The organism is Aeromonas sp. R1-1 (assembly GCF_040908495.1).
Classification (GTDB): domain Bacteria; phylum Pseudomonadota; class Gammaproteobacteria; order Enterobacterales; family Aeromonadaceae; genus Aeromonas; species Aeromonas veronii.
In genome coordinates, this window is the sequence record NZ_JBFODV010000269.1 from 1 (window position 1) to 4,904 (window position 4,904).

A 4,904-nucleotide genomic window follows, 5' to 3' on the forward strand; every position below is an offset into this window, starting at 1 on the left:
GGTACTGGGTTATTTCCCCGAGTATCTCGACCCCAAGAGCAGCTGCCTCTTCTCCGACCCCATAGGTAACGGCCCTCTCGGGTTTGCCCAGCGAGCCGATCAGCCGGTCACCTGGCAGAGCCTTGATGACCTCAAGGGCAAGAGAATTGGTGTCGTCACCGGCTATGTGAATACCACCGAGTTCGACGAAAAAGTGGCCAGCAAGGCGCTCTCGGCTGACGCCACCAGCTCGGACAGCCAGAACCTGCTCAAGCTCGGCAACGGTCGGCTCGATCTGGCGGTCATCGACCAGAATGTGATGACCTATCTGCTGGAAAGCGATCCCCAACTCAAGGACGTTGCCGCCAACCTCGGCTTCAATGGCAAGATCCTCGAGGACAAGTCCCTCCACGTCTGCTTTACCAACTCCGCCAAGGGGAAAGAGGCGCGGGACAAATTCAACAAGGCGCTGGCCAGCGACGAGGTGAAGAAGCTGATGAAGTAGCGATACCGCATCCGCTCACCACCCCAAATAGCCATAAAAAAAGCCGCCTCTTGCGAGGCGGCTTCTTCATTCAACTTGGTAACCGGGGTTATCAGGCAATCAGCTTGTAGATGATACCGGACATGGCGATCAGGCCGATGATGGTCACGAAGCCGTTGCTGATGTTGCCAGCGTATTTGCGCATGGCCGGAACCTTGGTGATGGCGTACATCGGCATCAGGAACAGCAGCATTGCGATGATCGGGCCGCCCAGGTCTTCAATCATGCCGAGGATGCTCGGGTTGATGGTAGCGATGGCCCAGGTGGTCAGGATCATGAAGATCGCGGTCACTTTGTTCAGCTGCTTGACGTCAACGTTCTTGCCCTTTTCACGCAGAGCCTTGGCCATCAGGCCGTTCATGCCCTCTTGCGCCCCCAGGTAGTGACCCAGGAAGGATTTGCTGATAGCAACCATGGCGATCAGCGGAGCCACAGTGGCGATAACCGGGTTGTCGAAGTGGTTGGCCAGATAGGACAGGATGGAGATGTTCTGTTCTTTGGCAGCAGCCAGGTCAGCCGGGGAGAGGCTCAGTACGCAGCTGAATACGAAGAACATAACGGTCATCACCATCATGACGTGGGCGCCCAGCAGGATGTTGCTGCACTTCTTCTCGGCGTTCTCACCGTAACGACCTTTGTTGTCCACCGCGAAGGAGGAGATGATCGGGGAGTGGTTGAAGGAGAACACCATTACCGGGATAGCCAGCCACAGAGTCTTGATGAAGTCGCCGTTGAAGGCATCACCCAGCGCCGGAGCTTCAGTGATGATGGCACCGTTCCAGTGCGGGATCAGGTAGAGCGCCAGGCCCATCAGGGTGAGCACGAACGGGAATACCAGCACGCTCATCGCTTTGACGATAACCTGGCCGCCGAGGCGAACGATCGCCATCAGACCCAGGATCAACGCCAGAGACAGGATGGCACGGGGAGGTGCAGTCATGCCCAGCTGGTGAACCATCAGGCTCTCAACGGTGTTGGTGATGGCTACTGAATACATCAGCAGGATCGGGTAGATGGCAAAGAAGTAGAGCAGGGTGATGAACTTGCCTGCGGTCTTGCCGAAGTGCTCTTCTACTACCTCGGTGATGTCGCCATCACGGGTAGAACCGGACAGCACGAAGCGGGTCAGGCCACGGTGGGCGAAGAAGGTCAGCGGCAGGGCCAGGATCAGCATGGCAACCAGCGGCCACAGGCCACCTACACCGGCGTTGATCGGCAGGAAGAGCACACCGGCACCGATTGCGGTACCGTACAGACCCAGCATCCAGACCACATCGGCCTTGTTGATGCCACGAGCGGCGTTGCTGGCTACACGACCATCAGCTGCAATATTCATGTCAGACATAAGTTGTTCCTGTCATCTAGGAAAAATGGGATTCTTGTTCATTCGGGCCTTGGCCCGGTTCCATCTCCCTGGAACGCCTGCTCTTCTTCCCTGTAGCTCTCACGCCCCGGCTATCTGGTCATCACTCCATGTAACAACAAGAATGCAACAAACAACGGCATGAGTTTTTGACTCTGAGGGGGGACACCTGCTCGCCTTAACAACTCGACAACATGCGTCTCTCTCGATGGGGTGACTTTAATTAAATGACCTTATTAATCACAGCGTTTTTTTGAATTAATCAACCAAAGTTTGATTCGAGTCGCCTTTCGGACGACTAAGATCACACTCAAGGCGCCTGATTGTGAGTTTTTTTTAACATTTAAAATTAGTTTCATTGGATTCAATGATTTTTGATTGTTTACACTTTTAAAACAAACAGCCCTTTTCGGGTGGATTGTGTGCAGCATCCCCTTGGCGTACCCTTGTAACTCACGCCTTTTTGTTGACTCAAGATGACCATCACCCGTACCGATCTCGCCGAACTGGCGGTGTTTGCCGCCGTCGCCCGCCACCGCAGTTTCAGCAAGGCTGCCCTCGAACTCGGCGTCTCCGCCTCCGCCCTCAGTCACAGTCTGAAAGGAATGGAGGAGCGACTGGGGGTGCGGCTGCTCAACCGCAGTACCCGGGCCGTGGTGCCGACTGAAGCTGGCCAACGGCTGCTCAAGCAGTTGCTCCCCACCCTCAATACTCTGGAGGAGGCGCTCGCCGAGCTGGCCCGCAACAGCGATGAACCGGTGGGTCGACTCAAGCTCTGCGCCCCGCGCGGCGCCATCGACAGCCTGCTGGCACCGGTACTCATCGACTATCTGGCCCGTTATCCGCGGATGCAGGTGGAGGTAGTGGAGCAGGAGCTGATGCCGCGCATGATCGAGGATGGCTTCGATGCCGCCCTCTTTTACGGGGACCTGCTGCCCAAGGAGATGATCGCCATTCCGCTCGGGCCGCCCCAGCGCTATCTGGTGGTGGGCTCTCCCGCCTATCTGGCGCAGAACGGCACGCCGGAGCACCCGAGCGAGCTGAGCCGCCACGCCTGCATCGGCTATCGCCTCACCCCGCACCACCACTACCGCTGGGCCTTTGCCGCCGATGGCAACCTGCTGGAAATAGAAGTCACCGGGCCGCTCACCACCAGCACGCCGGCCCTCTATCTGGGCGCTGCCGAGGCGGGGTTGGGGCTGGCCTACTGCCTTGAGGAGGAAGTGAGCCAGAAGGTTGCGGAGGGGAGACTCATCACGGTGCTGGAGCCCTGGAGCCCCACCTTTGCCGGCTTCTATCTCTTCTATCCGAGCCGCCATCAGCTTGGCAGCGGGCTGCGCATCCTGATCGACATGCTCAAGGCGCACTATCAAAACAGCGGATTGATGAGTAATACTCAGCAATTCATCAAGTAGAAACCGGATTATCACCAAAAAAGTATTAATCTAGACTAACTGTTCGATAACCGAGCACATCGAGAGAACAGATATGTCTGCCTACTTCACATTACGGCAACGGGCCATGACCCGTCGCTTCTGGGCTTACGCCCTCCCCTCCATTCTTGCCATGCTGGTCTCGGGGGCCTACTACCTCATCGACGGCATCTTCGTCGGCCACTATGTCGGCGCCGCTGGCCTCGCCGGGATCAACCTGGTCTATCCGGTCATCATGGTGCTGATTGGTCTGGCCGCCATGATCAGCATGGGCGCCGCTACCGGCATCTCCTACCAACAGGGCGCCCGCAACTTTGCACTGGCGCGCAAGACGCTGGTCAACGCCCTCTGGCTACTGCTGGTGCTCGGTATCACCGCCCCCATCCTGCTCTATTACCTCCACACCGATATTCTGCTGGGGCTCGGCATCGAGCAGGGCACCGAGACCTGGAAACAGGCGAGCGACTACCTCACCTGGATTGGCGGCGGTACCCTGCTGCTGGCCAGCAATCTGGCGGTCCCCTATCTGCTGCGCAACGATGGCCGCCCGAAACTGGCCATGGTGCTGGTGAGCAGCGGCGCCGTGCTCAATATCATCCTCAACTACATCATGGTGGGTCTGCTGGGGCTGGGACTGATCGGGACCGCGCAAGCCACCCTGATGGCAGAGGGTGCGGTGAGCCTGATCGGCCTTGGCTACTTCTTTACCCCCTGGGCGCGGCTTCGCCTCAGCTGGCGAGATCTGGTGCCCAACCTCCCCGCCATGCCACACCTGCTCTTTACCGGCCTTCCGAGCCTGATTGCCCAGTTCAACCTCGGCCTGCTGCTGATGCTGCACAATAGCCAGCTGATGGTGTATGGCAATGTGAAGGATCTGGCGGGCTTTACCGTAGCCGGTTACACCGAGGCGGTCTTTATCGTCATCCTGCAAGGGCTGGCGTTCGGCATTCAGCCGCTTATCAGCAAGGCTGCGGGGGCCAAGCGCCACCGCAACCTCAAGTACCTGATGGAGATGGGGCTCAAGTTCACCTTTATCTACGGCATGCTGGTGTGGCTCACCATCCAGCTGCTGCCGGGACAGGTCGCCATGCTCTATACCGGCGACAAGGATCCCGAACTGCTGGCCGCTGCCATCAGCAGCCTGACCCTCAACCTCGGCGCCATTCCGCTGGAGGGGATCATCATGTTCGGCATCGTGCTGCTGCAATCCATGGCGCGTACCCGTCAGGCGCTGGTCATCTCCATTGCCAAAACCGTGTTGCTGCTGCCGCTCATCTTCCTGCTGCCGCAACTGTGGGGCCGTGATGGGGTGCTGATGGCCCAGCCCGCGACCGTGCTGCTGCTCACCCTGCCGCTCTGCTGGCTGCTGTGGCGCGAGTGGCTGCGCCTGAAGATGGCCTGCGCGCCAAAAGCCAAACAGCGCCCACAACCGGCCCGCGCACGCGCCGCCGTCCAGCTGGCCCGTTAAGGCCACCCATCCCGCGTAGCAATAAAAAAGGTTATGTCCCAATTACGTGTTGCATGGGGCGCCCCAGCGCCTCATGCAAACATGTTTTGATATTTACGCCTTTTCCGTAACGCTCCA

The 4,904-nt window shown here is 58.5% G+C and carries 4 protein-coding genes; 3 read left to right on the forward strand and 1 reads right to left on the reverse strand.

Annotated elements, in window-relative coordinates:
- Positions 1-484, forward strand: a 484-nt coding sequence (locus tag AB5Y92_RS18215; RefSeq protein ID WP_368227326.1) for a substrate-binding periplasmic protein, incomplete at its 5' end; no start/stop codon positions are given.
- A 91-nt stretch (positions 485-575) separates the two neighbouring features.
- Here AB5Y92_RS18215 and AB5Y92_RS18220 read toward each other — a convergent pair.
- Positions 576-1,868, reverse strand: a complete 1,293-nt coding sequence (locus AB5Y92_RS18220; protein WP_368227327.1) for an HAAAP family serine/threonine permease — start codon at positions 1,866-1,868, stop codon at positions 576-578.
- A 494-nt stretch (positions 1,869-2,362) separates the two neighbouring features.
- On the opposite strand from AB5Y92_RS18220, the gene AB5Y92_RS18225 reads away from it, so the two are divergent.
- Both AB5Y92_RS18225 and AB5Y92_RS18230 read left to right on the forward strand, forming a co-directional pair.
- A complete protein-coding gene (locus AB5Y92_RS18225; RefSeq protein ID WP_368227328.1) occupies positions 2,363-3,301 on the forward strand; it encodes a LysR substrate-binding domain-containing protein in 939 nt (312 codons plus the stop codon).
- Positions 3,302-3,374: 73 nt separating this feature from the next.
- Positions 3,375-4,787, forward strand: coding sequence for an MATE family efflux transporter (locus tag AB5Y92_RS18230; RefSeq protein ID WP_368227329.1), 1,413 nt, complete (start codon positions 3,375-3,377; stop codon positions 4,785-4,787).
- Positions 4,788-4,904 lie beyond the last annotated feature (117 nt).

What these genes read in the sequence shown, in the direction of transcription:
- AB5Y92_RS18220 (WP_368227327.1), bottom strand. Translation starts at nt 1,868, where the DNA reads ATGTCTGACATGAATATTGCAGCTGATGGTCGTGTAGCCAGCAACGCC.
- AB5Y92_RS18225 (WP_368227328.1), top strand. Translation starts at nt 2,363, where the DNA reads ATGACCATCACCCGTACCGATCTCGCCGAACTGGCGGTGTTTGCCGCC.
- AB5Y92_RS18230 (WP_368227329.1), top strand. Translation starts at nt 3,375, where the DNA reads ATGTCTGCCTACTTCACATTACGGCAACGGGCCATGACCCGTCGCTTC.